General features: G+C 70.6%; 20 protein-coding genes. 2 read left to right on the top strand and 18 right to left on the bottom strand.

All coding sequences use genetic code 11. The annotated features are described in order from the left end of the window. Positions 1-77: 77 nt before the first annotated feature. The 18 genes from O1Q96_RS31465 to O1Q96_RS31545 all read right to left on the bottom strand — a co-directional run bounded on the left by O1Q96_RS31465 (position 78) and on the right by O1Q96_RS31545 (position 20,488). Positions 78-1,475, bottom strand: coding sequence for an aspartate aminotransferase family protein (locus tag O1Q96_RS31465; protein WP_269251380.1), 1,398 nt, complete (start codon positions 1,473-1,475; stop codon positions 78-80). Next, a complete protein-coding gene (gene dxs / locus O1Q96_RS31470; protein ID WP_269251381.1) occupies positions 1,472-3,514 on the bottom strand; it encodes a 1-deoxy-D-xylulose-5-phosphate synthase in 2,043 nt (680 codons plus the stop codon). Before dxs ends, O1Q96_RS31465 begins: the two co-directional genes overlap by 4 nt. Before the next feature lie 27 nt (positions 3,515-3,541). Further along, positions 3,542-4,726, bottom strand: coding sequence for a flavodoxin-dependent (E)-4-hydroxy-3-methylbut-2-enyl-diphosphate synthase (ispG, locus tag O1Q96_RS31475; RefSeq protein WP_269251382.1), 1,185 nt, complete (start codon positions 4,724-4,726; stop codon positions 3,542-3,544). Between the two features lie 4 nt (positions 4,727-4,730). Then, positions 4,731-5,753, bottom strand: coding sequence for an adenosyl-hopene transferase HpnH (gene hpnH, locus O1Q96_RS31480; protein ID WP_269251383.1), 1,023 nt, complete (start codon positions 5,751-5,753; stop codon positions 4,731-4,733). Between the two features lie 5 nt (positions 5,754-5,758). After that, complete coding sequence (locus tag O1Q96_RS31485) at positions 5,759-6,403, bottom strand: phosphorylase family protein (RefSeq protein WP_269251384.1); 645 nt, start codon at positions 6,401-6,403, stop codon at positions 5,759-5,761. Beyond that, positions 6,400-8,421 (bottom strand): squalene--hopene cyclase, encoded by a 2,022-nt coding sequence (gene shc / locus O1Q96_RS31490; RefSeq protein WP_269251385.1) that lies wholly within the window; start codon positions 8,419-8,421, stop codon positions 6,400-6,402. The genes O1Q96_RS31485 and shc overlap by 4 nt, the downstream gene beginning before the upstream one ends. Before the next feature lie 112 nt (positions 8,422-8,533). Then, positions 8,534-9,664, bottom strand: coding sequence for a polyprenyl synthetase family protein (locus O1Q96_RS31495; RefSeq protein ID WP_269251386.1), 1,131 nt, complete (start codon positions 9,662-9,664; stop codon positions 8,534-8,536). Beyond that, positions 9,661-11,085, bottom strand: coding sequence for a hydroxysqualene dehydroxylase HpnE (hpnE, locus tag O1Q96_RS31500; RefSeq protein WP_269251387.1), 1,425 nt, complete (start codon positions 11,083-11,085; stop codon positions 9,661-9,663). Before hpnE ends, O1Q96_RS31495 begins: the two co-directional genes overlap by 4 nt. Continuing rightward, entirely contained in the window at positions 11,082-11,222 is a 141-nt protein-coding gene (locus O1Q96_RS44690; protein ID WP_419586979.1) for a DUF6380 family protein, read from the bottom strand. Before O1Q96_RS44690 ends, hpnE begins: the two co-directional genes overlap by 4 nt. Beyond that, positions 11,222-12,172 carry a presqualene diphosphate synthase HpnD gene (gene hpnD / locus O1Q96_RS31505; protein ID WP_269251388.1) on the bottom strand — a complete coding sequence of 317 codons (951 nt, stop codon included), beginning with the start codon at positions 12,170-12,172 and terminating at the stop codon, positions 11,222-11,224. Before hpnD ends, O1Q96_RS44690 begins: the two co-directional genes overlap by 1 nt. Further along, the gene (gene hpnC / locus O1Q96_RS31510) at positions 12,169-13,071 is read right to left on the bottom strand and encodes a squalene synthase HpnC (RefSeq protein WP_269251389.1); all 903 of its coding nucleotides are present in this window, start codon (positions 13,069-13,071) and stop codon (positions 12,169-12,171) included. Before hpnC ends, hpnD begins: the two co-directional genes overlap by 4 nt. Before the next feature lie 369 nt (positions 13,072-13,440). Beyond that, entirely contained in the window at positions 13,441-14,220 is a 780-nt protein-coding gene (locus tag O1Q96_RS31515) for an ABC transporter ATP-binding protein (protein WP_269251390.1), read from the bottom strand. Continuing rightward, complete coding sequence (locus tag O1Q96_RS31520; protein ID WP_269251391.1) at positions 14,213-15,148, bottom strand: ABC transporter permease; 936 nt, start codon at positions 15,146-15,148, stop codon at positions 14,213-14,215. Before O1Q96_RS31520 ends, O1Q96_RS31515 begins: the two co-directional genes overlap by 8 nt. A 98-nt stretch (positions 15,149-15,246) precedes the next feature. After that, positions 15,247-16,140, bottom strand: a complete 894-nt coding sequence (locus O1Q96_RS31525) for a glycosyltransferase family 2 protein (protein WP_217458698.1) — start codon at positions 16,138-16,140, stop codon at positions 15,247-15,249. Then, a complete protein-coding gene (locus O1Q96_RS31530) occupies positions 16,137-16,916 on the bottom strand; it encodes a CDP-alcohol phosphatidyltransferase family protein (RefSeq protein WP_217458697.1) in 780 nt (259 codons plus the stop codon). The genes O1Q96_RS31525 and O1Q96_RS31530 overlap by 4 nt, the downstream gene beginning before the upstream one ends. Further along, positions 16,894-17,955 carry an iron-containing alcohol dehydrogenase family protein gene (locus O1Q96_RS31535; protein ID WP_269251392.1) on the bottom strand — a complete coding sequence of 354 codons (1,062 nt, stop codon included), beginning with the start codon at positions 17,953-17,955 and terminating at the stop codon, positions 16,894-16,896. Before O1Q96_RS31535 ends, O1Q96_RS31530 begins: the two co-directional genes overlap by 23 nt. Next, on the bottom strand, positions 17,943-18,695 hold the full coding sequence (locus O1Q96_RS31540) for a phosphocholine cytidylyltransferase family protein (RefSeq protein WP_217458695.1): 753 nt from the start codon (positions 18,693-18,695) through the stop codon (positions 17,943-17,945). Before O1Q96_RS31540 ends, O1Q96_RS31535 begins: the two co-directional genes overlap by 13 nt. Next, positions 18,692-20,488, bottom strand: coding sequence for a DUF5941 domain-containing protein (locus O1Q96_RS31545; protein ID WP_269253800.1), 1,797 nt, complete (start codon positions 20,486-20,488; stop codon positions 18,692-18,694). The genes O1Q96_RS31540 and O1Q96_RS31545 overlap by 4 nt, the downstream gene beginning before the upstream one ends. Before the next feature lie 287 nt (positions 20,489-20,775). On the opposite strand from O1Q96_RS31545, the gene galE reads away from it, so the two are divergent. Both galE and O1Q96_RS31555 read left to right on the top strand, forming a co-directional pair. After that, entirely contained in the window at positions 20,776-21,744 is a 969-nt protein-coding gene (gene galE, locus O1Q96_RS31550; RefSeq protein ID WP_269251393.1) for a UDP-glucose 4-epimerase GalE, read from the top strand. 148 nt (positions 21,745-21,892) lie between these two features. Further along, the gene (locus tag O1Q96_RS31555; protein WP_269251394.1) at positions 21,893-22,831 is read left to right on the top strand and encodes a cation diffusion facilitator family transporter; all 939 of its coding nucleotides are present in this window, start codon (positions 21,893-21,895) and stop codon (positions 22,829-22,831) included. Positions 22,832-22,991 lie beyond the last annotated feature (160 nt).

Consider the following 22,991-nt stretch of genomic DNA (forward strand, 5'->3'; position numbering starts at 1 on the left):
GCCTCAGAGGCAAAAGATCCCGGGGCCCGTCGGCTTTTGTCCTCCCGCGGCCGACGACCCCGTACCGCTGCCGGGGCCTACCTGTTGGCGACCGCCTGTTTGACCAGCGTCTTCCCGAAGTCCCACATGAGCCCGCCCCCACTGTGTGCGTCGTCCATCACGGCGGTGAAGGCGTCCAGGAACCGGTCGACGTCCCGTTCACCGAAGACCAGCGGCGGAATCAGCTTGATCACCTCCAGATGGTCGCCGGAGACCTGGGTGAGGATCCGGTGCCGCTGCAGCAGTGGCACGACCACCATCTGCGCGAACAGCCCCTTGCGCGCGGCCTGCAGCATCGTCCACCGGCTGCGCAGCTTCAGTGACCTGGGCCGCCCGAACTCGATGCCGATCATCAGCCCACGGCCGCGTACGTCGCTCAGCAGCTCGTATTTGTCGACGAGCGCCGCGAGCCGGGACTTCAGCTGCTCCCCCGTGGCGCGGGCGTTCGCCACGATCTGCTCGTTCTCCATGACCGACAGCACGGCGAGGCCGGCCGCCATGGCCTGCGCGTTGGACCCGAAGCTCGCGGAGTGCACGAGGACGCGGTCCATGGACGAGTAGACCTTCTTGAAGATCCAGTCCTTGCCGAGTGTGGCCCCGACCGGCACATAGCCGCCGGACAGCGCCTTGGCCACGCACACCAGGTCCGGTTCGACGCCTTCGTCGTGCTGGTAGGCGTAGAAGTCGCCGGTCCGGCCCAGCCCCGTCTGCACCTCGTCCGCGATGAGCAGCGCCTTGTGCCGGTGCAGCAGTTCCTGGGCGGCGCGCAGATAGCCCGGCGGGGACTCGTGGACGCCCTTGCCCTGGATCGGCTCGACGATCAGGGCGGCGACGTCACCCTTCTTCAACTCCCTTGCCAGGGCGTCGAGATCGCCGAGCGGCACCGCCGTGTCGGGCAGCAGCGGGGCGAAGCCGTCCCGGAAGCCGTCCTCGCCGTTCACGGACAGGGACCCGGTGGTGAGGCCGTGGAAGGCGTGCGGGCAGTACAGGACCCGCGGCCTGCCGGTGGCGTACCGGGCGAACTTCAGCGCGGTCTCGACGGCCTCCGTACCGCTGTTGCCGAAGAACACCCGGTCCAGGTGCGGGCTGTGCGTGAGCAGCTTCTCCGCCAGCAGCCCGGGCAGCGGCTGGCAGTCGAAGCGGGTCAGGTCGGCGAGCTGGGCGTCGAGGACGTCGTGCAGCGCCTTGCGGACGACGGGGTGGTGGCGGCCGAGTCCCATCACCCCGAACCCGGCGAGCATGTCCAGGTAGTCGTTGCCGTCCGCGTCCCAGAAGTACGCGCCCTCGGCCCGCTCGTAGACCCTGTCGAAGCCGATGGTGTGCAGCATGCGCGGCAGTTGGTGGTTCAGGTGCTTGGCATGCAGTTCGTAGCGCTCGGCTCCGCGCTCGGCGAGAAGACTGCCGAGGTCGAACTCCTGGGACTCACTGGTGGTCATTCCTGTTTCTCCTTGGGCGCCTGTTTCCCGGCCGCCGGCTTCCCGGCCGCCTGCCGCTTCGACGTGCGCTGCCCGTCGGCCTGCGCCTTCCGCACGCGCTTCGTGGCGGCCTGCCCGCCGGGGGCCCGCGCCGTGACCGCCGGTTCGGCGTCCGTGACCGCCGCGCCCGCTTCCCGTGTGGCCAGGCTCGCGCCGATCCGGCCCGCGATCTCGACGGGCGTCAGACCGATGTCGGCCAGCACCTCGCCCCGCTTGGCGTGTGCGAGGAACTGCTCGGGGATCCCGAACCGCCGTATCGGCACGTCGACTTCGGCGTCGCCCAGGGCGAGCGCGACCGCCGCGCCCACTCCGGAGGCCCGGCTGTTGTCCTCGACGACGGCGACCATGCGGTGGCCGGCGGCGAGGCCGGGCAGCGCGGGGTCCACGGGCTTGACCCACCGCGGGTCGACCACCGTGCAGCCGATGCCCCGGGCCTCCAGGAGTTCGGCCGCCCGCAGACACACCGGGGCCATCACTCCCACGGCGACGAGGAGGACGTCGGGCCGCGCGCCGCGGTGCAGCACGTCCACACCGCCCACCCTGTCGACCGCTGGCACCGCGGGCCCCACCGACTCCTTGGGGAAGCGGATCAGTGTGGGGGCGTCGTCCACGGCGACCGCCTCGCGCAGTTGGGCGCGCAGTTGGTCGGCGTCACGCGGCGCGGCGATCCGGAGCCCCGGCACGACCTGGAGGACGGACAGGTCCCACATGCCGTTGTGCGACGCTCCGTCGACTCCCGTGACTCCGGCGCGGTCCAGCACGAAGGTCACCCCGCAGCGGTGCAGCGCGACATCCATGAGGAGCTGGTCGAAGGCCCGGTTGAGGAAGGTCGCGTACACCGCGACGACCGGATGCAGTCCGCCCGTCGCGAGCCCGGCCGCGGACACCGCGGCGTGCTGCTCGGCGATACCGACGTCCCACACCCGGTCGGGGAACCTCTCCGCGAACTTCGCGAGGCCCACCGGATGCAGCATGGCCGCGGTGATCGCCACGACGTCCGCGCGTTCCTCTCCGATGCGCACGATCTCGTCGCCGAACACCGAGGTCCAGGAGGGGCCGTTGGAGGGCGCGAGCGGCTCACAGGTGAGCGGGTCCATCACGCCGACGGTGTGGAAGTGGTCCTCCTCGTGTGCGACGGCGGGTTCGTATCCGCGCCCCTTCTCCGTCAGGCAGTGGATGAGTACGGGCCCGTGGAAGCGCTTCGCGCGCCGCAGCGCCGACTCGACCGCGCCCACGTCGTGCCCGTCGATCGGCCCGACGTACTTCAGCCCCAGGTCCTCGAACATGCCCTGCGGCGCGAAAGCGTCCTTGAACCCCTTCTTCGCGCCGTGCAGGGACTCGAAGAGGGTGCCGCCGACGACAGGCATGCTCAGCAGGACGTCCTTGCCCCAGGCCAGGACCTTCTCGTAGCTGTCGGTGGTCCGCAGCGTCGCCAGGTGGTTCGCGAGACCGCCTATGGTCGGCGCGTACGAGCGTTCGTTGTCGTTGACGACGATGATCAGCGGCCGGTCCTTGGCGGCGGCGATGTTGTTCAACGCCTCCCACGCCATGCCGCCGGTGAGCGCGCCGTCGCCGATGACCGCGACGACGTGCCCCTTCTCCCCCTGTACCTGGCGGGCCTTGGCGAGTCCGTCGGCCCAGCCGAGCGCGGTGGACGCGTGGCTGTTCTCGATGACGTCGTGCTCGGACTCCGCGCGAGACGGGTAGCCGGAGAGGCCGCCCTTGCCCCGCAGCTTGGAGAAGTCCTGACGCCCTGTCAGCAATTTGTGTACGTAGCTCTGGTGGCCGGTGTCCCACAGAATGCGGTCGACGGGCGACTCGAAGACCCGGTGGAGCGCGATGGAGAGTTCCACCACCCCCAGGTTGGGCCCCAGATGACCGCCGGTCCTGGCGACCGCGTGCACCAGGAACTCCCGGATCTCGTCGCCCAGTTGGCCTATCTCCGTCTCGGACAGCGCCTTCAGGTCGCGTGGTCCCCGGATGCTCTCCAGAATTGTCACGCTCGGGCCCCCTCTCGGTCTGTGCTGCTACTGACTCGCGGTGACGGAGGGCTGCCCCGGCACCGTGACCTCCGGCTCGCCTGACGCGACGCCGTCCGCCTCCATCTGTGCGGCGATCTTCATCGCCTCGTCGATGAGGGTCTCCACGATCTTCGACTCGGGCACCGTCCGGATGACCTCGCCCTTGACGAAGATCTGCCCCTTGCCGTTGCCGGAGGCGACCCCCAGGTCCGCCTCCCGCGCCTCGCCCGGGCCGTTGACGACGCAGCCCATGACCGCGACGCGCAGGGGCACTTCCATGCCCTCCAGTCCGGCCGTGACCTCGTCGGCGAGCTTGTAGACGTCGACCTGGGCCCGCCCGCAGGACGGACACGACACGATCTCCAGCCTCCGCTGCCGCAGTCCCAGCGACTCCAGGATCTGCATGCCGACCTTGCACTCCTCGGCGGGCGGCGCGCTCAGGGACACCCGGATGGTGTCGCCGATGCCCTCGGAGAGCAACGCCCCGAACGCCACCGCGGACTTGATCGTCCCCTGGAAGGCCGGCCCCGCCTCGGTCACGCCGAGATGCAGCGGGTAGTCGCACTGGGCCGCCAGTTGCCGGTAGGCGTTGACCATGACGACCGGGTCGTTGTGCTTGACCGAGATCTTGATGTCCTGGAATCCGTGCTCCTCGAAGAGCGAGGCCTCCCACAGCGCCGACTCGACCAGCGCCTCGGGCGTCGCCCTGCCGTACTTCTGGAGCAGGCGCCGGTCCAGCGAACCGGCGTTGACCCCGATCCGGATCGGCGTGCCGTGGTCCTTCGCGGCCCGAGCGATCTCCTTCACCTTGTCGTCGAACTGCTTGATGTTGCCGGGGTTCACCCGTACCGCCGCGCAGCCCGCCTCGATCGCGGCGAACACGTACTTCGGCTGGAAGTGGATGTCCGCGATCACCGGGAGCTGCGACTTGCGCGCGATGGTGGCGAGCGCGTCCGCGTCGTCCTGCGTGGGGCAGGCGACGCGGACGATCTGGCAGCCGGACGCGGTGAGTTCGGCGATCTGCTGGAGGGTGGCGCCGATGTCCGACGTACGCGTCGTCGTCATCGACTGCACCGACACGGGCGCCCCGCCACCGACCGCCACCGGCCCGACCTGGATCCGCCGCGAGACACGGCGCTCCGCGATCGGCCGGACCGGCACCTCGGGCAGCCCCAGGGAGACGGCGCTCACGTCGTCACCCGCGGTTTCCGGAGACGGTCTCGCGGGCGGCCCTCAGGGACTCCTTGAGGGAACCCATGGTGGCCAGGACCGCGGTCGGCTCGTAGCCGCAGTGCGCCATGCAGTTGGCGCAGCGCGGGTCCTTGCCGCGACCGTACGCGTCCCAGTCGGTGTCCTCGACGAGCTCCCTGTACGTCGTGACGTACCCGTCGCTCATCAGGTAGCAGGGCTTCTGCCAGCCGAAGAGCGAGTAGTTGGGGATCGCCCACGCCGTGCACGGGAAGTCGACCTTGCCCTCCAGGAAGTCCAGGAAGAGCGGGGAGTGGTTGAGCCGCCAGCGCCGCCGGTTGCCGCCCCCGAAAGCCTTCTTGAACAGTTCCCGGGTCTGCTCGACGCCCAGGAAGTGCTCCTGGTCGGGCGCCTTCTCGTAGGCGTAGGCGGGCGAGATCATCATCTCGTCGACCTGGAGGTCGTCGTTGAGGAAGTCGAGCACCTCGATGATCGTCTGCGGGGTGTCGGTATTGAAGAAGGTCGAGTTGGTGGTCACCCGGAAGCCGCGCTTCTTGGCCTCCTTGATGGCCTCCACGGCCTCGTCGAACACTCCCTCCTTGGCGACGGACTCGTCGTGCCGCTCCCGCAGGCCGTCGATGTGCACGGCGAACGCGAAGTAGGGGGACGGCGTGAACTTGTCCATCTTCTTGCGCATCAGCATGGCGTTGGTGCACAGGAAGACGTACTTCTTCCGGGCCACCAGCTGCCGTACGATCTCGTCGATCTTCGGGTGCATCAGAGGCTCGCCGCCGGCGATGGACACCATCGGCGCCCCGGACTCCAGCACCGCCCCGACGGCCTGGGCCACCGGCATGCGCTGTTTGAGCACTCCGGCCGGGTGCTGGATCTTGCCGCAGCCCTCGCATGCCAGATTGCAGGCGTAGAGCGGTTCAAGCTCGACGATCAGCGGAAACTTCTCCCGCTTGCGCAGTTTCTGTTCGAAGAGATACGTCGCGACCTTGATGGTCTGGCGGAGCGGCATGGCCATCTGGCTCACCTCCTGGGGAGCAGCAAAGAACGGTGCCATTCGAAGAAAGCGGGTAGAACGGCACGAAGAACACGGAAGGCTGATATTCCACCGCGCACCGTGCCGATCCGGACGAGTTCATGTTCTGGAGCGTCCACGACCACCCGTACGGCCGCAACCGGGCGCACGCCCGCGCGGACGGCGCGGTGAAGCGTGGCCGCCGACTCCATGTCGACCGCGATCGCGCCGGTCGCGAGCAGATCCGACCGTTCCTGGCCGCGCACGACGTGATCGGAACCGGTGAGGGGTCCCGTGTGGACGGTGCGCCCGGGCACGGCACGCATCAGTTCCTTGACCAGCAGGTCGGCTCCCACACACGGCGTGGTGCCGCGTGGGTCCCGGGTCTCCTCGGCGACGACCAGGTCTCCCGGGTGCATACCGGGGGCGAGCCCGGCACAGAAGCCCGTGGCCAGGACGGCCGCACCCTGCAGAGAGGGACCGGCCAGGGCCCGGCCGACCGCCCGCTCGGCGGCCTTGGGCCCCATGCCCGTACGCAGCACGGTGACCGGGCCGTCGGCCCCGCCGCGGCTGCCGCCGGTGCGCAGGGCGAGGTGCTCGATGCCGAGCGCGCAGGCGATCAGCAGCGGGGCGGCGGCCGGTGTGCCGGTCATCCGCTCCCCCTGCCCGCCGGGCCGCGCGGACCGGCGAAGGGTTCGCCGTTGACGTACCGGCCGAGCGCGGTGAGCGGGAAGACCTGGCGGTAGAGGTGGTAGTTGATCGAGAAGTCCCACGGGAACCCGGTGCCGGTGAAGTACGGCTCGTCCCAGGAGCCGTCCGCCAGCTGGGTCTCCGCGAGCCAGGCGACACCACGCTCGGCGGCCTTGGAGTCCCGCTCCCCGGCCGCGAGCAGCGCCAACAGCGCCCACCCGGTCTGGGACGCGGTCGACGCGCCCCGCCCGCTCCACTCGGCGGCGTCGTGGTAGGAGCGCAGGTCCTCGCCCCAGCCGCCGTCGTCGTTCTGCACGGTCTCCAGCCAGGCGACCGCCCGACGGATCGCGGGATGCGAGGCGGGCAGTCCGGCTGCCACCAGGGCGGGCACCACCGACCCTGTCCCATAGACGTAGTTGACGCCCCAGCGGCCGAACCAGGAGCCGTTCGCCTCCTGTTCGGCGAGCAGCCACTCGATACCGCGGCGGGTGCGCGGGTCGTGGGCCAGCCCTTCGACGGCGAGCATCTCCACGACGTGTGCGGTGACGTCGGCGGACGGCGGGTCGATGACCTCGCCGAAGTCGCAGAACGGCAGCCGGTTGGGGAAGGGGCTGGTGTTGTCGACGTCGAAGGCGCCCCACGCGCCGTTCTTGGACTGCATGCCGAGGTTCCAGCGCACCCCGCGCCCGATGGCCTTCTCCACTCGCTCCGGGTCGTGGTGCTTGACCCGGCGCAGCGCGAGGACCACCTCGGCGGTGTCGTCGATGTCCGGGTAGTTGTCGTTGTGGAACTCGAACGCCCAGCCTCCGGGCGCGAGTCCGGGCCGCTTGACCGCCCAGTCGCCGGGTCGGACGATCTCCTCTCCGAGCATCCAGTCCGCGGCCCTCACCAGCTGCGGATGATCGGCGGGCACGCCCGCGTCGGCGAGCGCGATGGTCGCGAGGCAGGTGTCCCAGACCGGTGACTGGCAGGCCTCGATCATCCGGGCCCCGTCCTCGCGCCAGACGGTGAAGCGGTCGAGGGACGCCAGCCCCTCGCGCATCACCGGGTGTTGTAGGTCGTAGCCCAGCAGGTGCAGGGCGATGATCGAGTACACGGCGGGCGGCTGGATGCCACCCCAGCAGCCGTCGTTCTCCTGGCGCTCGATGATCCAGCGGGCCGCGGTGTTCATCGCGGCTCTGCGGAGCCGGCGCGGGGCGACCTTGCGGTAGACGTGCAGGGCCTTGTCGAGCCGCTGGAAGGCTCCGTCCCAACTCGCCACCGGGGCGAGGGGCTTGACCGGGTTGGGGTCACGGTGGTCGGTGTGCAGCTCGTCCAGCGCGAAGGGCGCGGGCCGTACCGGGCGTTTTGCCGAGACGACGGTGAGCGGCACGATGGTCTGCCGGGCCCAGCAGCCGAAGTCGTAGATGTTGAGCGGCACCCACTTCGGGAAGTAGATGAGCTCAGGGGGCAGTTCGGGGAGGTCGTCCCACTTCCACCAGCCGAACAGGGCGAGCCAGATCCGGGTGAAGACCCGGGCCGCGGCGATGCCGCCCCTTTCACGGATCCACGCGGACGCCTTCGCCATGTGCGGATCGTCCGGCGCGTCACCGGCCAGCCGCAGGGCGACGTACGCCTCGATGGTGGTGGAGAGTTCGCCCGGTCCGCCGTAGAAGGAGGCCCAGGTGCCGTCCTCGCGCTGCTCGCCGCGGACGAACAGTGCGGCGGCGTGCGTGGTCTTCTCGTCGTGGATGCCCAGGAACTGACGGAGCAGCAGGTCTTCGGCGTCCATCGTGACGTTGGTCTCGAGGTCGCCCTTCCACCAGCCCTCGGCGTCCTGCGTGGCGAGCAGGAAGTCGGTGGCGCGCTGTATCGCGCGCGCGGCGGCGTCTGGGATATCGGCTGTCCCGGCCGCCGCGGGAATCGATTCTGTCCGGATGTCGCTGGCCGAGGCAGCGCGGGGCGGCAGGGCCCCGGTGCTTCCGTCGGTCGTCGCTGTCATGGCTTCCCCTTCGTGCAGTGGCATGTCTCTGCTGTGGGTCCGCCGTCGGCCGGTGCTCGTTTTCCCGCAGCACCGGCCGGCGACTACGCGAGGTTTATTCGACCGATAGTGATCATCTCTTTCGGACGACGACGAAGTCGGCGAGCTCCACGAACTGGGCCCGTACCCGGTCCGGCATGTGGATCATGTCGAGCGCCTCGATGGCGACGGTGTGCTGCCGGCGCGCCTCCTGGGCGGTCCACTCGCGGCCGCCGGCCTCCTCGATGAGAGCTGCGCGCACGGCGAACTCCTCCTCGGAGAAGTTCTCGAAGTCGCTGCTCCTGGCGTCCTCGGCGAGCAGTTCACCGAGGCGCGCGGAGGCCGGGCCGCCCGCCGCGAGCGCGGCGACGACCGGCAGGGACTTCTTGCGCTGACGCAGGTCGCTCCAGGTCTGCTTGCCGGTGGCCACCGGGTCGCCCCAGATGCCTAGCAGGTCGTCGACGGCCTGGAAGGCGAGGCCGAGGTGGTAGCCGTACTTCTCCAGCGTGTCGGCCGTGCGGTCGTCGGCGCCGCCGAGGACCGCGCCGATGGAACAGGCGCAGGCGAGCAGCGCACCCGTCTTGTTGCCCTCCATCTCCAGGCACTCCTCGACGCTGACACGGTCGCGGTGCTCGTAGGAGATGTCCTGGGCCTGGCCGTCGATCAGCGCGCGCGTGGCGGTGGTCAGGCGGCGCGTGGCACGGCCCGCCTCGACCGTGCCGAGTTCCAGGAGCAGTTCGTTGGCCAGGGCGAACAGGGCGTCGCCGACGAGGATCGCCTGCGCGGGGCCGTGCACCTTCCAGACGGTGTCACGGTGGCGGCGCTGCTCGTCGCCGTCCATCAGGTCGTCGTGCAGGAGTGAGAAGTTGTGCACCAGTTCGACGGCGACCGCGCCCGGCACGCCCACCTCGGGGGCCGCGCCGGCCGCCTCGGCGGACAGGACGGCGAGGGCGGGACGTACGGCCTTGCCGCCGTCGCCGTCGGCGGGGTTGCCCTCGGCGTCGATCCAGCCGAAGTGGTAGGCGGCAACGGTGTCCATAGGAGGTGCCAGGCGGTCGATGGCCGCCCGCAGTACCGGTGTGGCCAGGGTCCGGCCGCGCTCCAGGAGCGCGGTCACGTCCACCGCGTCGGCAGCCTTGGATGCCGGGGGCACAGTGGGCACAGTCTCTCCTCTACTTGCGATACGGGGGGTGCGGGAGCCTGCCGCGCTCTGGTCGAGCGTCACGCCGCCTCCTCGAAGAGCTCGAAGAGGTGGTCGCGGGGCCGGCCCAGGGCGCTCAGCGCGGCGTGGGCCGCGCTCACGCCGCTGCGGACCGCACTCTCCATGGTCGCGGGCCACCCTGTGGCGGTCCACGCGCCGGCCAGGTAGAGGCCGGTTGCCTTGGTGCGGGCGCCGGGCCGCAGCCGTCCGACGCCGGGGGCCGGGGCGAACGTCGCCGTGCGCTCCCGGGTCACGAAGAAGTCCCGTACCTCGGCGCCACGGGTGCCGGGCAGCAGCCGCTCCAGCTCCGGCAGATACCGCTCGCGCAACACCGAGACCGGTTCGTCGATCTCGTCCTGCGCGGCGGACTGGGACAGTGCGAGGTACTGGCCCTGCGAGAGTCCGGACGCCTCGGTCCGGTCGAAGACCCACTGCACCGGGGAGCCGAGCGCGGCGAAGAACGGCCGGGCGAGCACCTTCCGGTCGTACACGACGTGGATGTTGAGGATCGGCGCCGTACCGATGTCGAGCAGCCGCTCGGGGGCGTCGAGCGCGCCGTCGGGCAGCAGGTCGTGGGCCTCGCGCTGCGGCACGGCGAGCACGACCGTGTCGGCGTCGAGCGTCTCGCCGGGAACCTGAACGCTCCAACGCCCGTTCCCGTGTTGGGAGATGGAGGTGACGCGTGTACGGACTTCGGTACGGACGCCCGCGGAGTCGAGCGCCTTGCGGGCCAGCCGGTCGTGCAGTTCGCCCAGCGGGACGCGTGCCCAGCCGATGTCGGCCGCGCCCGGGTCGGAGAGCAGACCGGTCTTGAACACCATCGCGGCGAGCCCGAGCGAAGCGTCGCCGGCCACCGCGTTGAGAGTGGCGACCCCCACGAGGTCCCACAGTGCCTCGACGGCACGCTCCGACTGACCGTGCTCGGCCAGCCAGGTGCCGAAGTTCTGCGCGTCGAGCGCCGGGTCGGCGAGGTCGAGCCCCTTGAGTGCCAGTGCGGCACGACCGACCTTGGCGCGCTCCGAGAGCGACAGATGGGGATATGTGGCGAGGCTGCGCGCCAGATGCAGCGGTACGGGCAGCGCCGTGCGGCCGATTCTGCCGAGTCTGCGTCCCGGTTCGCCCTCCGCGTCGAGGACGGGGACGTCGAGACGGTCCTGCAGCGGCGCGAGTTCGGCTCCGTCGACACGGTCGAGGAACCAGCGGTAGGCGGTGCAGCAGCGCATGTACACGTGCTGGCCGTTGTCCACGGTGAGTCCGTCGCGCTGGAAGGAGAAGGCGAGCCCGCCGAGCCGGGGCCGGCCTTCGAGCAGCGTCACCCGCACTCCCGCGTCGGCGAGCGCGAGCGCCGCGGTCATCCCCGCGAGCCCCCCGCCGACCACCACGGCCGTCGCGGGGCCGCTCGGCGGGTCCGCATCGAGTTCCTCGTCCTGCGTCGTGTCGTTCATCGTGCACCTTCCCCCGCGGCCTCGCCGTGCCGGTGGAACGGGGCACGGCCGGCCGTTGAAGTCAGGGACGCCGTCCCCGGCCGGAGGGTTGCGCACCGTTTCCCGGTACTTGCGTCGTCTTGGTCCGGACTGTCCATCAGGCGCGCCTCCTGACGGTGCGGCGGGAGACGTGCCGGGCGTCGAGCCCGGAGAGGCCCCGCACGGCGACGTACGCCTTCTCGCGTCCGGGCAGCGAGACCCGGCCGCGCAGGACGGCCTCCGGTTCGCGCTCGATGCGGTCGAGGAGGCGGCGGTAGATGCCGGCCATCGCGGCGACACAGGCGCCGCTGCGGCGGTCCAGCATCGGCAGCAGCCGGTAACCCTCCGCGAAAAGCGCGCGGGCCCGACGCACTTCGAAGTGCACGAGGCCCGCGAAGTCGGAGCCCTCCGGTGGATGCGCCCCGTCGAACCCGGCCGAGCAGCCGAACTTCGCGAGGTCGTCCGCGGGCAGGTAGGTCCGTCCGCCCTCGGCGTCCTCCCGAACGTCCCTGAGGATGTTGGTGAGTTGCAGCGCGAGCCCGAGCGTGTCCGCGTACTCCGGCGCCCGCTCGGCTCCGCGCGCCCCCGGTTCCGTACCGAACACTCCGAGCGAGAGCCGGCCGATGGCCCCGGCGACGCAGCGGCAGTAGACCCTCAGGTCGTCCCAGGTCTCGTAGGTCTCGCCGCGGACGTCCATCAGGACTCCGTCGATGAGTTCGTCGAGGCCGTCGAGCGGGACCGGGAAGTGGTCCGCCGTGTGGCGAAGGGCGACGGCGACAGGGTCGGTGTCGTCCTCGTCCACGGAGCGGTCGCGGACGCGGGCGAGCAGCGCCCGGGTCTCCTCGAGCCGCGCGGCCTTGACGTCGGGGGCGAGCGCGCCGTCACCGATGTCGTCCACGCGCCGCGAGAACGCGTACAGCGCCGACATGGCGCGGCGCTTGGGCGTCGGCAGCAGCCGGATGCCGTACGCGAAGTTGCGGGCCTGCTGTCCGGTGACCGCCTCGCAGTAGCCGTAAGCGGCGAGTACCGGTGCGGACATGCGTGGTTCCGACTCCACGGTCCGGATCACCCCTCTCCTCGCAGAGTCACTCCCACCTCGCGCAGCAACTGGATCTTGCCGGGCTTGGGCGGGCCGGGAAGTACGTCGTATTCGGCGGCGGCGATCGCTCGGATCGCCGCCCTTCCTCCCGCGACGAAGCCCGCGAGCAGCAGCCTCAGCCTGCCGTGGACGCTACCCACGAGGGGGGTGCCTTCATTCAGGAGGTGCCGGGCGCGTTCTGCTTCGTATGCAACCAGTGCGCGCACCGATGCGCCTGCCGTTCGTGCGGCGAGATCCGCCTCCTGGACGTGAAAACGCTTCATGTCCTCGGCGGGCAGGTAGACACGGTCGCGGCCGAGGTCCTCGGCGACGTCCTGGAGGTGCTCGACGATCTGCAGCGCCGTACAGACCGCGTCCGAGCGGCGGACCCGTTCGGGAGTCGAGGTCCCCGTGACGGAGAGGACCAGACGGCCCACCGGGTTGGCGGACAGCTCGCAGTAGGCGAGGAGCTCGTCGTAGGTCTCGTACCGCTTGACGAGCTGGTCCTGGCGGTTCGCCGCGATCAGCCCGAGGAAGGGCTCGGGGGTCAGGCCGGCACGGCGGACCGTCGGCTGGAGGCGGCGCAGGAGCGGGTGGCCGGGAGTCGAGTCGAAGACCTTGCGCAGGTCCGCCTCGAAGGCGTCGAGCAGGACGAGCCGGTCCTCGGCCTCTGCCGGGGAGACGCCCAGGAGGCGGGCGTCGGCACCGCCGGGGGCCAGGTCCCCGTCCCCGATGTCGTCGACCAGCCGGGCGAATCCGTAGACGGCCATGAGGTCGTCGCGCCAGGCCCTGGGCAGGAAGAACGGCGCCACGGGAAAGTTCTCGTGAGCGGCCTTGGCGAGGGTGGTGCGCTCCGGGTCGCCGGCGCGCGCCGTCCCGGCCGGCGTCACCGCTGGCTACCCGGACCGGGGACGGCGCACGCACAGCGGAGCTGGAGAGTTTCCGTAGCCATTGCCGTCACATCTCCCGTTCTACACTGCTGACCCAATGGTGACTATTTCGGACACGCCGCCCGGCGGTCCGCGCAGCAGACCCTATGCCGGTTGTCGCGCATTATCGCCCCACTTGCCGCGAATCAGCACCGGTACAGCTTACGTTGTACAACCCGCCATGACCCGTCGGGGTGTCCGGCACATCACAAGAACACACCGATTGGCGTCAAGATTCCTAAGGACGACCGGAGTTGGCCCATTCTTTGCAGACGCAGGGCCCCGTCGGAACGTTCCGACGGGGCCCTGCACTGTCTCGGGCGATCCGGGCTACTTGCCCGTGAACTTCTCGTACTCCTTGATGACCTCGTCGGTCGGGCCGTCCAGGCGCAGCTCGCCGCGCTCCAGCCACAGGACGCGGTCGCAGGTGTCACGGATCGACTTGTTGTTGTGGCTGACGAGGAACACCGTGCCGGCCTCCTTGCGGAGCTCCCGGATGCGGGCCTCGGAACGCTTCTGGAACTTGCGGTCGCCCGTGGCGAGGGCCTCGTCGATCATGAGGACGTCGTGGTCCTTGGCGGCCGCGATGGAGAAGCGCAGACGGGCGGCCATGCCGGAGGAGTAGGTACGCATCGGCAGGGTGATGAAGTCGCCCTTCTCGTTGATGCCCGAGAAGTCGACGATGTCCTGGTAGCGCTCCCTGATCTGCTCGCGGGACATGCCCATGGCGAGCCCGCCGAGGATGACGTTCCGTTCGCCCGTGAGGTCGTTCATCAGGGCCGCGTTGACACCGAGGAGCGAGGGCTGGCCGTCGGTGTAGACGTGGCCCCGCTCCGCGGGGAGCAGCCCCGCGATGGCCCGCAGGAGGGTGGACTTGCCGGAGCCGTTGGAGCCGATCAGGCCGATGGCCTCGCCCCGGTAGGCGTTGAAGGAGACGCCTCGGACGGCGTGCACCTTGCGGACGCCCCGCTCCTCGCCGCGCTTGATTATGCGGCTGAGGGCGGCGGTCGCGCTGCCCTTGCCGGTCTTGGCGCCGTTGACCCGGTAGACGATGTGCAGCTCGTCCGCGATGACGGTGGGGATCTTGTCCCCGGTGTTCAGCTCAGCCACGGCCGTACCGCTCCTCAGCCTTCCAGAAGTACACGAATCCGCCGACGGCGACGAGGACGGCCCAGCCGCCCGCGACGGCCCACACGTGAGGCGGCAGCACCTCGCTCGCGGGGCCGTAGCCGTCGATCAGCGCGAAGCGCATCAGGTCCATGTAGATGGCGGCCGGGTTCCACTGGAGGATGTCGGCGATCCAGGCAGGGTGCTTCTCCAGCATCACCGGGATGGAGAACATGACGCCGGACGCGTACATCCACGTACGCATCACGAACGGCATGAGCTGCGCGAGGTCCGGGGTCTTGGAACCCATCCTGGCCATGATCATCGCGAGGCCGGTGTTGAACAGGAACTGCAGGGCCAGCACCGGGAGGATCAGCAGCCAGGAAAGCCGCGGGTAGCTGCCGAAGGCGATCGTCACGACGAACAGCACGATCATCGAGAACAGCAGCTGCTGGAGCTGCTGCAGCGAGAACGAGATCGGCAGCGAGGCACGCGGGAAGTGCAGCGCCCGGACCAGCCCGAGGTTGCCGGAGATCGCGCGCACGCCCGCCATCACCGAGCTCTGGGTGAAGGTGAAGACGAACACACCCGTCACCAGGAACGGGATGTAGACCTCACGGGACATGCCACGGTCGGCCTGCAGGATGAGGCCGAAGATCAGGAAGTACACGGCCGCGTTCAGCAGCGGCGTGGCCACCTGCCACAGCTGGCCGAGCTTGGCCTGGCTGTACTGGGCGGTGAGCTTCGCCTGCGAGAAGGCGAGGATGAAGTGACGCCGTCCCCAGAGCTGGCGGACGTACTCGACGAGCCCGGGCCGGGCGCCGCTCACGGCCAGCCCGTACTTGGCGGCGAGGTCCGCCGCGGAGAGCCCTTCATCGGGCGACGGACGGGCGCTCACCGCGACACCACCGTCATGCGTTGTCTCACTCACAAGTGGAAACTTTCGTCCTCAGGATGCGCGGCCTGGTCGGGCGTAGGCCAAAGACAGGGACCGGGGTACGGCCCGAATGCTCTCAGATATCGAGCTTGTCAGATGACGGGTGGTCGGCCCAGACGGGTCAGGCGCCATACCGTACGCCACTTCATGGGGCGCCGGGGCCCGCACGGGCTGGTCCAGCCCTCCTTGAAACCGCCGAACCAGGCCCGCAGGGCGGGGCGGGAAGGACGGCGGGCGAGGGTGAGCAGCATCCACACGCCGAGGTAGACGGGGACCAGCGGGGCGGGCAGGTTGCGACGGGCGAGCCAGACGCGGTTGCGGGCGACCATCCGGTGGTAGATCGCGTGCCGCGAGGGCGCCGTCGTGGGGTGGTACAGCACCATGTCCGAGCGGTAGTCGATCATCCAGCCCGCGTCGAGGGCCCGCCAGGCGAGGTCAGTCTCCTCGTGGGCGTAGAAGAACTCGTCGGGCAGTCCGCCGACCTCGGCGAGCACCTTCGTACGGACCGCGTTGGCGCCGCCGAGGAAGGTGGTGACGCGGGAGCTGCGCATCGGGTCGGAGGCGCGCAGCCGTGGCACGTGGCGGCGCTGGGTGATCCCCGTCTCGGGGTCGGCGATGCGGAAGCTGATGATGCCGAGCTCCGGGTCGTCCGTGAACGCCTGCCGGCAGAGCTCGGCGGTGTCGTGGTGCGCGAGGAGACCGTCGTCGTCCAGGAAGAGCAGGACGTCCACGTCGGTGCCGCCGGGGCCGAACGCCTCGATGCCGACGTTGCGGCCGCCGGGGATGCCGAGGTTCTCGGGCAGTTCGACCGTGCGGACGCCCGGTATGGACCCGGTGACGTCCGGGACGGGCGAGCCGTTGCCGACCACGACCACCTCGACCGGGGCGCCGTCCTGCTTGGCGACCGAGTCGAGGAGGGCGCGGAGTTCGTCGGGGCGGTTGCCCATGGTGATGATCACCGCGCCGACCTTCGGGGCCGTGCTCACTTCAGCCTGCTCGAGGCGAGGATGGACACGAGGTGCAGCAGGGTCTGCAGCATGGCGATGCCGGCCAGGACCGCGACGCCGAGCCGCGAGAAGAAGAGGTCGTCCCTGACCGTGTCCAGCACCGCGAGGACCAGGATCAGCAGGGAGGCCTCGATGCCGAGGACGAGCCGGTGGAACTTGAGCGCGCCCGCGGCCCGGCGGGCCAGCGCCATGCCGGAGGAGCGCGGCTCGGACGCCGACTCCTGGACGGGCGCCTTGCCGGTCTGGTGCCGGGCGACCCCGACGAGGTCGGTCTCGGACTTGATCAGTATGGCGCCGAGGGCGGCCAGGGTACCGAGGAAGGCCCACAGCCAGTCGATCCGCCCGGTGCCCCACAGGTCCGCGGCGCGCAGGCCGAAGCCGACCAGGACCGCGGCGTCGCACAGGTAGGCGGCGACGCGGTCGACGTACACCCCGGTCATCGAGTACTGCTTGCGCCAGCGGGCGATCTCCCCGTCGACGCAGTCGAAGAGCAGGTAGAGCTGGACCATCAGCACGCCGAGCAGGGCGCCGGGGATGCCCGGCACCAGCAGGGCCGGCGCGGCGAGCACGCCGAAGACGGTCATCACGTAGGTCAGCTGGTTGGGCGTGACCCGCGTGTTCACCAGGTGCCGGTCGATGCGCAGCGAGATCTCGCGCATGTAGAGCCGGCCTCCCCAGTGCTCGCCGCTCCGCCGGTCCTTCACACCCGGAGGGTGCACGACCGGGCGGAGCTCAGCTACCGATGGCTTTTGCATAGTCGGCGTATGCGTCCCTGATCTGGTCGGTGGAGAGGTCGAGGTGTTCGAGGATCGTGTAGCGGCCCGGCCGGGTCGTCGGAGCGAACTCCACGACCTGGACGAACTCGTCCGGGGTGAAGCCGATCTCCTCGGGCAGTACGGGCAGTCCGTGACGTCGCAGGACCTCGGCCATGTACGCCGACTCCTCGCGCGCCCCGCGCAGGTGCATCGCGAAGGCCGCGCCCAGGCCGCACTGCTCGCCGTGGCTGGCCGCACGCTTGGGGAAGAGCAGGTCGAAGGCGTGGTTGATCTCGTGGCAGGCGCCGGACGCCGGGCGGGAGTCGCCCGCGACGGACATGGAGATGCCGGTGAGGACCAGGCCCTCGGCGAGCACCTGGAGGAAGCCGTCGTCGCCGACGCCGCCCGGGTGCCGCAGCACGGCCTCGCCGGCCTGGCGGGCCATCGCGGCGGCGAGACCGTCGATCTGCTCGCCCTTCTCGCGGTTGGCCAGCTCCCAGTCCGCGACCGCGGAGATGTTGGACAGGGCGTCGCCGATGCCGGAGCGCACGAAGCGGACCGGGGCCTCACGGATCACGTCGAGGTCGATGACGACGGCGATCGGGTTCGGCACACCGTACGAGCCGCGGCCCGCGTCGTTGTCGAGGGTCGCGACGGGCGAGCACAGACCGTCGTGCGAGAGGTTCGTGGCGACGGCGACCAGCGGGAGGCCGATACGGGCCGCGGCGAACTTCGCGCAGTCGATGATCTTGCCGCCGCCGAGGCCCACGACCGCGTCGTAGCGCCCCTTCTTCATGGCGTCGGCGAGCTTGATCGCGTCGTCCAGGGTGCCGCCGCCGACCTCGAACCAGTCGGCGCCCGGCATCGCCGGGGTCAGCCGGTCGCGCAGCTTGGCTCCGGAACCGCCGCTGATCGCGACGGCCAGCTTGCCCGAGTGCGAGATGCGCTGGTCCGCGAGGACCGCCGCGAGGTCGTCCAGGGCGCCCGGACGGATGTCGACGACGACCGGCGAGGGGATGAGCCTCGTCAGTACTGGCACGCGATCTCACGTCCCTTGGCGAGGTCCTCGTGGTTGTCGATCTCGACCCACTTGACGTCACCGATGGGGGCCACGTCGATACGGAAGCCGCGGTTCACGAGCTCCTGGTAGCCGTGCTCGTAGAACTGCTGCGGGTCGGTCTCGAAGACCGTCTTGAGCGCGTCGGCGAGCTCGTCGGCGGCGTCGCCCTCGATCAGGGTGACGCCGATGTACTCACCGGTCGCCTCGGCCGGGTCCATCAGCTTGGTGATCTTGGTCATGCCGCCCTCGGGGCCGACGACGACCTTCATCTCCTCGTCGGCGAGGGACTTCACCGTGTCGAGGGCGAGGATGATCTTCTTGCCGTCGCCGCGGGCGGCGAGCAGGGTCTTCTCGACGGAGACCGGGTGCACGGTGTCGCCGTTGGCGAGGATCACCGAGTGCTTGATGGCGTCACGGCCGCACCACAGGGAGTAGGCGTTGTTCCACTCCTCGGCCTTGTCGTTGTCGATCAGGGTGATCTTGACGCCGTACTTCTGCTCCAGCGCCTCGCGGCGCTCGTAGACGGCTTCCTTGCGGTACCCGACGATGATGGCGACCTCGGTCAGGCCGATCTCGGCGAAGTTGCCGAGGGTGAGGTCGAGCACGGTGATGCTGTCCTCGTTGCCCTCGGGTCCCACCGGCACCAGAGCCTTGGGCAGGGTGTCGGTGTAGGGGCGCAGACGCCGTCCGGCGCCGGCAGCCAGCACGAGGCCGATCATGCGGGTTCTCCTTCATCGTGTACGGCGGGTGCGCCGCGCCTGTGGGCGGTCACCCAGAAGCTGATGCTCTCGACGAGCACCAGCAGTGCCACGGCCACGGCGAAAGCCGTGAGCGCGACCTTGAAATCTGTGGCGGCGAGCAGCGCGGCCAGGACGGTGACCAGCAGCGTCCTGCCTTCGTGCCCGCCGATCGCCCGCACCAGCCAGTGCGGAGGCGCGCCGGCGTTGCCGCGGATGCGGTACACCGTGTCGTAATGATGGTAGGCGACCGCACCCACCAGGCCGAAAGCCGCTGGAAGGGCGCCGTTCACATCGGCTTCGGCCGCCAGTACCAGGACGGTCCCGTACTCGGCCGCCCGGAAGAACGGCGGAACCAGCCAGTCCAGGGCGCCCTTCAGCGGCCGCTGGAGGGCCACGGGCGACAGCAGGACGTAGACACCGGCGCCCAGGACGGGCCACCAACTGCCGTACGGGGAAAGCCAGGACGCAAGGACGACGAGGGCGCCGGCGACCAGGGCGACGGCGGCCGGACCGCCGAGGCGCACACCGCGTCCCAGGCGCGCCAGGAGCTCGGCGAGCGGACCCGAGTCGGTCAGGTCGGCGAGGGCCTGCGCGGCCCGGTCGGTGCGCTGCGCCTTGCGGGTCAGCGACCTGAGGACCCGGCCCGCCGTCGTGTACGTCGCGGCGAGCGCGCATCCGACGAGCAGGGCGTAGAAGGTGATGCGGGGGGTCGTCAGCGCGGTGAGCACGGCGATCATGGCCCAGCGCTCGCCGATGGGCAGGACGATCATCCGGCGCAGCCAGACCGTCCAGCCGACGCTGTCGAGCTTGTCGGAGAGTGCGGCGGTGGGGCTGGTGTTGGCGGTGGCGTCGTGGTTCGCCTCGTTGAAGGAGAAGTCGACGACGTGCCGGCAGATCTGCAGGACCATCGCGCCGAGGGCGAGCGCCCATACGTCGTCGCCGCCCCGGGCCGCGCCGAGGGCGAGGCCCGCGTAGTAGGCGTACTCCTTGGCGCGGTCGAAGGTCGCGTCGAGCCAGGCTCCGAGCGTGGAGTACTGCAGGGAGTAGCGGGCGAGCTGGCCGTCCGTGCAGTCGAGGACGAAGGAGAAGAGGAGCAGCAGGCCCGCGGCGACGAAGCCGGCGCGGGTGCCGGTCGCCGCACAGCCGGCCGCGATCAGCGCGGTGATCAGCGATGCCGTGGTGACCTGGTTCGGCGTGAAGCCGCGACGGGCGCACCAGCGGGCGAGATAGCGGGAGTACGGGCTGATGCAGTACGTGGTGAAGAAGCCGTCGCGGGACTTCACGGCCGTGCGCAGCCGGATCGCCTCGTCGTCGACGGTGGCGAGGGCCTGCCGGGCCTCGTTGCGCGCCTGCGGGTCCCTCGGGACCTCGGCGACGAGTTCACCCAGCTCGGGCCGGTGCAGATCGGTGTCGAGGGCGTCCGCGACACGGTCGGCGACGATGCCCACCACCACGGAACCGTTCGACGCGTCGTCGGAGGCCGTGCGCAGCGCCCGGGCCAGCGCCGGCCGGGCCGCGGGCCGGGCGGTGACGGCGCCGGGGATCGCGGCTGCCTCGAAGCGTGGGTCGGTCAGGCCGAGCCGCAGCGCGTGGACGTGACCCACGAAGCGGGAGTCGACGACGGCGACCCGCTGGTTCGCGGGGACGGCGGCGAGGAGCGTCTCGGCGTCGGCCGCGTCGGTGGCGACCCGCACGTCGAAGCCGAGCGACCGCAGATCGCCCTCGAGCGACGATCCGGGGACCGGCTGACCGGTGAGGATGGCGGTCGACAGACGAACTCACTCCTCTGGGTTCCGGCGTGCGCGACGCCGGGCATGTGCGTGGTGGGGGTACGGCCCTGGAACGGCCGGGCGGCGTGTCGGCAGAGGCTATCGGATGATGGGAAGCGGCCGTTCACCGCCCGTTCACGGCCCGATCAACACGTTCTGATCGGCGCGTCCGCCGCGATCATCATCGTGGATTCGGGGCCCGGCCCACAAACCACGGCCTATTCCGGCGCAATTCACGGCATAGTTCCCGCGCCCTCGGAAGCGGGCGGACCGGCATAGGGTGGGCGTCCATGACATGGCTGATCACAGGCGGGGCTGGATACATCGGGGCGCACGTGGCACGGGCCATGGCCGAGGCCGGGGAGCGCGTGCTCGCGCTCGACGACCTCTCGGCCGGGGTCCCCGCGCGGCTGCCCGACGGCATCCCGCTCGTCCAGGGTTCGGCGCTGGACGGGGAGTTGCTGAAGCGGGTCCTCGCCGAGCACGCGGTGACGGGTGTGGTGCACCTGGCCGCGCGCAAGCAGGTCGGCGAGTCCGTGGCCCAGCCCACGCGCTACTACCAGGAGAACGTCGGCGGACTCGCCACGCTCCTCGACGCGGTCGCCGGGGCGGGTGTCGAGCGTTTCGTCTTCTCCTCGTCCGCGGCCGTCTACGGCAACCCGGATGTGGATCTCATCACGGAGGACACCCCGTGCGCCCCGATGAGCCCCTACGGCGAGACGAAGCTCGCGGGTGAGTGGCTGGTGCGGGCCGCGGGGCGCGCGCACGGCATCAGGACCGCGTGCCTGCGCTACTTCAACGTGGCGGGCGCCGCCGCCCCGGAGCTGGCGGACACCGGGGTCTTCAACGTGGTCCCGATGGTCTTCGACCGGCTCACGCGCGACGAGGCCCCCCGGATCTTCGGCGACGACTATCCGACGCCGGACGGCACATGCGTACGCGACTACATCCATGTCGCCGACCTCGCCGAGGCACATCTGGCGGCGGCCCGGCTGCTGGTCACGGCGGACACCCCGGGCGATCTGACGGTGAACATCGGCCGCGGCGAGGGCGTTTCGGTGCGCGAACTCCTGACGCTCATCGGCGAGGTCACCGGCGACACCCGCCCCGTGCTCGTGGAACCGCGCCGCCCCGGCGACGCCCCGCGTGCGGTCGCCTCGGCCGCGCTGGCCGCCGAGAAGCTGGGCTGGAGCGCCCGGCGCGGGATGCGCGAGATGGTCGATTCGGCGTGGCAGGGCTGGCAGCTGCACCACTCGTGACCTCGCGTCGACCCTCTGACCTGCGGATCATTTACGCAGGTCAGAGGGTATGACAACGGTGTTCAGTACCGCGTTGCGCATACCCCCCACCCGTAGTTCACTGGAGATCGTCGACAGTGGGTCGGGGCGGTTTCGGAGGGCGGTTTTCATGGGGGCCGGTCATGGTCACGGACACACGCACGGCGCCGCCGGCGGGGGCACGGCGGCCGCGGCGTACCGCGGGAGACTGCGCGTCGCCCTGTCGATCACGCTCACCGTCATGGCGGTGGAGACCGTCGGCGGGATCGCCGCGAATTCGCTCGCGCTCATCGCGGACGCGGCACACATGGCGACCGACGCGCTCGGTCTCGGCCTGGCACTGCTGGCGATCCACTTCGCGGGCCGCCCGCCGACCGGGAGCCGCACCTTCGGATACGCGCGAGCCGAGGTCCTCGCCGCTCTGGCGAACTGTCTGCTGCTGCTCGGCGTCGGCGGGTACGTCCTGTACGAGGCACTCCAGCGCTTCGTGACCCCGGCGCAGACCGAGGGCGGGCTGACGGTCGTGTTCGGCCTGATCGGTCTGGTCGCGAACATGATCTCGCTCTCCCTGCTGGTGCGGGGGCAGAAGGAGAGCCTGAACGTGCGCGGCGCGTTCCTGGAGGTCGCCGCGGACGCGCTCGGTTCCCTGGCGGTGCTGGTGTCCGCGGTCGTCGTGCTGGCCACCGGTTGGCGGGCCGCCGATCCGGTCGCCTCGATCGTCATCGGCCTGATGATCGTGCCCCGTACGTGGAAGCTGCTGCGGGAGACGCTGGAGGTGCTCCTGGAGGCGGCGCCGAAGGACGTCGACATGGCGGCGGTACGGTCCCACATCCGTGCGGTGCCGGGCGTCGAGGGCGTACACGACCTGCACGCCTGGACGATCACCTCGGGCCTGCCGGTCCTCTCCGCGCACGTGGTCGTCGGCCCGGGGGCGCTGGACACCGCGGGGCACGAGCGGGTGCTGCACGAACTGCGGTCCTGTCTCGAAGACCACTTCGACGTGGAGCACTGCACCTTCCAGCTGGAGCCGGCCGGGCACGCGGTGCACGAGGCGCGGCTCTGCCACTGAGACGGGTGACGGCGACGGGGCGGCGTACGCCCGGTGGTGGAGACCCCACGCACGCGTGAGGGCCGGTCGGCGGACGCGGTGCACCGATGTCGGGCTACGGCGTCCGGCCCGTTCTCCACTGCGGTTGCGTGCGGCGGGCGAGGCGGTCCCAGCCCCGGGT

The sequence above is a fragment of the Streptomyces aurantiacus genome (genome assembly GCF_027107535.1).
In the GTDB taxonomy this organism is placed as follows: domain Bacteria; phylum Actinomycetota; class Actinomycetes; order Streptomycetales; family Streptomycetaceae; genus Streptomyces.

Excerpts from the sequence above, each read along its gene's own strand:
- O1Q96_RS31465 (WP_269251380.1), bottom strand. The coding sequence starts at position 1,475 with ATGACCACCAGTGAGTCCCAGGAGTTCGACCTCGGCAGTCTTCTCGCC.
- hpnH (WP_269251383.1), bottom strand. The coding sequence starts at position 5,753 with ATGGCCATGCCGCTCCGCCAGACCATCAAGGTCGCGACGTATCTCTTC.
- O1Q96_RS31485 (WP_269251384.1), bottom strand. The coding sequence starts at position 6,403 with ATGACCGGCACACCGGCCGCCGCCCCGCTGCTGATCGCCTGCGCGCTC.
- shc (WP_269251385.1), bottom strand. The coding sequence starts at position 8,421 with ATGACAGCGACGACCGACGGAAGCACCGGGGCCCTGCCGCCCCGCGCT.
- hpnE (WP_269251387.1), bottom strand. The coding sequence starts at position 11,085 with ATGAACGACACGACGCAGGACGAGGAACTCGATGCGGACCCGCCGAGC.
- O1Q96_RS44690 (WP_419586979.1), bottom strand. The coding sequence starts at position 11,222 with ATGGACAGTCCGGACCAAGACGACGCAAGTACCGGGAAACGGTGCGCA.
- O1Q96_RS31530 (WP_217458697.1), bottom strand. The coding sequence starts at position 16,916 with ATGCAAAAGCCATCGGTAGCTGAGCTCCGCCCGGTCGTGCACCCTCCG.
- O1Q96_RS31540 (WP_217458695.1), bottom strand. The coding sequence starts at position 18,695 with ATGATCGGCCTCGTGCTGGCTGCCGGCGCCGGACGGCGTCTGCGCCCC.
- galE (WP_269251393.1), top strand. The coding sequence starts at position 20,776 with ATGACATGGCTGATCACAGGCGGGGCTGGATACATCGGGGCGCACGTG.
- O1Q96_RS31555 (WP_269251394.1), top strand. The coding sequence starts at position 21,893 with ATGGGGGCCGGTCATGGTCACGGACACACGCACGGCGCCGCCGGCGGG.